Here is a 2,054-nt window from a genome sequence, read left to right on the forward strand (position 1 = left end):
ACTTTTTAGTCTTACGACTAAAATTACTTTTTTATCTAAAGTAATTAACTGGTCTAACGAAATATTATTTCGCTATTTTACCTATTTCTCTGTTTAATTTTCAAAGACCAATTTAAAATTACTTATTAGCCACTGAGTGACTACTCTTTGTATTCTATCAGTTAACCTTGTATATGTCAACATTTTTATTGACTTTTAGATATTTAATGACATTTAGCAAAAATGTCCCAGATATATCTACAGTTAAATAACTTTATTATCTACTATAAAACAAAAATATAGCCAATAAATAGTTAGACTATCTATTTATTGGCTATATTTTTATATCATCCATTCTTATTACTTTTATAATTTCAATAGTGCTAACACCTTTTCCTTATCAAAACCAACCATTTCTTCTCCATTTATATCTATTACTGGAACTCCTCTATATCCTTTTTTTATAAGCGTTTTTTTCGCTTCTGGATCTTCAGAAATATTATGCTCTATATATTCAACGTTATTTTCTTTAAAAAACTCCTTAGCCAAATGACAATATCCACAAGTGTTACTTGTATAAATCTCAACTTTATTCATAAATAATCGCTCCTTTACTTTTATTGCTATAAGCTAAATCCTATGCAATTAAACTATATATTAATAGTAACATCTTTCCTTTCCCAAGTCAATAATAATTATTTACTAATGTATTTTATTAGTATAGCTATAAATTTACTAATATATTAATTTTTTATTTTATCTTTACATATATTTTTAATAATATTATGATAGTCTTAACACTTTATCTTCAGTAAATAAGAGTTCACAACTTTTACTTACCTTAAAGAAATACTAGGGGGTGCCATAAAATAATGAAATTATTAGAAATCATAAATAAGGCAAAAACAGAACATATATTAAACAAGCAAGAAATCGTCTCTCTTTTAAAAAGCAATGATGTAGACCAAGAACTATTTAACGCGGCTGATGAAGTTAGGAACAAATATTTAGGTGATGAAGTTCATCTTAGAGGTCTTATTGAATTCACCAATATATGTAAGAGAAACTGTCTTTACTGCGGACTTCGTCGTGATAATATAAAAATAATTAGATATAGATTAACAGAAGAACAAATTTTAGATTTTGCCACTAAGGCTAAATCATTTGGTTATAAAACCATAGTCCTTCAAGGTGGTGAAGATGATTATTACACCATTGATAAAGTTGTCAGAATAATAAAGGGAATAAAAGCTTTAGATTTAGCTCTAACTTTAAGTATAGGCGAAAAAACTTACGATGAATATAAAGCTTTTAGGGATGCTGGTGCTGATAGGTATCTTCTAAGAATTGAAACAACAGACAAAAAACTATACGAAGAACTGGATCCAGGCATGAGCCACGAAACCAGAGTGAGTTGCTTAAAAATGTTAAAGGAATTAGGCTTTGAAATTGGCACAGGTGTTATGGTTGGACTTCCAAACCAAACTATAGAATCCTATGCGGATGACATATTATTTTTCAAAGAAATTGATGCCGACATGTTAGGCATAGGACCTTTTATTCCAAATGAAGACACACCTCTTGCAAATGCTAAGGGAAAAGAATTAACTATGGCACTTAAGGTTATGGCTATAACACGGTTACTCCTGCCAGACATTAATATACCTGCAACAACGGCTATGGAGTCCTTAAATAAAAACGGAAGACTTATGGCCCTACAAAGTGGTGCCAATGTTGTTATGCCTAATGTTACAGAAGGCGAATATAGAAAACAATATGCACTATATCCAGGTAAAATATGTACCGGTGATACTCCCGCTCATTGTCGGGGTTGCATAACAGGTAAGATTACTAGCATTGGGCGAAGGGTCTCAACTAATTATGGTTTTAGAGGAAATAAGACTACTAATGCACATGAAAATAAATAACTTTATTAATATATAAAAAGAGCCCTAGGGCTCTTTTTTATAAAATGGACCCTATAAGGTAGACAGTTAAAAAAAGAGGCATAGTTGTCTCAAAATTAACTGATTCTACTTTGTAGGGTCTTTTTTGTTATACTTAATACATTAAGT

Annotated in this window: 2 protein-coding genes; one reads left to right on the forward strand and one right to left on the reverse strand. The window is 30.0% G+C overall.

The genetic code is table 11. The features are described from left to right. Positions 1–345: 345 nt before the first annotated feature. Entirely contained in the window at positions 346–576 is a 231-nt protein-coding gene (locus KPL50_RS26275; RefSeq protein ID WP_216301426.1) for a glutaredoxin family protein, read from the reverse strand. Between the two features lie 275 nt (positions 577–851). Between KPL50_RS26275 and hydE the strand changes: the two genes are divergently transcribed. After that, a complete protein-coding gene (gene hydE, locus KPL50_RS26280; protein WP_216301427.1) occupies positions 852–1,907 on the forward strand; it encodes a [FeFe] hydrogenase H-cluster radical SAM maturase HydE in 1,056 nt (351 codons plus the stop codon). Positions 1,908–2,054: the final 147 nt, after the last annotated feature.

Source organism: Clostridium sp. CF012 (assembly GCF_018861755.1).
Classification (GTDB): domain Bacteria; phylum Bacillota; class Clostridia; order Clostridiales; family Clostridiaceae; genus Clostridium_AD.

Bases quoted from the DNA above. Each gene is read 5' to 3' on its own strand.
- hydE (WP_216301427.1), top strand. From the start codon at position 852: ATGAAATTATTAGAAATCATAAATAAGGCAAAAACAGAACATATATTA.
- KPL50_RS26275 (WP_216301426.1), bottom strand. From the start codon at position 576: ATGAATAAAGTTGAGATTTATACAAGTAACACTTGTGGATATTGTCAT.